1 protein-coding gene is annotated in these 448 nt (G+C 71.2%); it reads left to right on the forward strand.

All coding sequences use genetic code 11. The features are described from left to right. Window positions 1-448: DUF305 domain-containing protein (locus tag F6X68_RS33230; RefSeq protein ID WP_151457892.1), on the forward strand; the 448-nt coding region annotated here is incomplete at both ends.

The raw sequence follows: 448 nt of genomic DNA on the forward strand, positions 1-448 counted from the left end.
ACCCCGACGTTCACCCGTCCGGGCGAGAGCTCGGCGGAGGCCGGCTTCGCCCGGGACATGACCGCCCACCACGCGCAGGCGGTCGCGATGGGGCTGCTCGCGTTCCGGCAGGGCCAGGATCCGGAGGTACGCCAGATCGGCGGCGACATCGCCACCGGGCAGCAGGGCGAGATCGGCACCATGCAGACCTGGCTGCGCTCCTGGAAGCTGGACCCGACCGGCGACGAGCCGCCGATGGCCTGGATGTCGGACGGCCCCGGCCTGGTGAAGAACGGCCTCATGCCGGGCATGGCCACTCCGGAGGAGATGGCGAAGCTGCGGGGCGCCACCGGCCGCGAGTTCGACGTGCTGTTCCTGCAGATGATGATCCGGCACCACGTGGGCGGGGTGCACATGATCGACGGGATCCTCGACCAGGGGCACGACGACGACGTGCTGAAGGTCGCCC

Origin of the sequence: Micromonospora sp. AMSO12t, assembly GCF_008806585.1 — a bacterium.
In the GTDB taxonomy this organism is placed as follows: domain Bacteria; phylum Actinomycetota; class Actinomycetes; order Mycobacteriales; family Micromonosporaceae; genus Micromonospora; species Micromonospora reichwaldensis.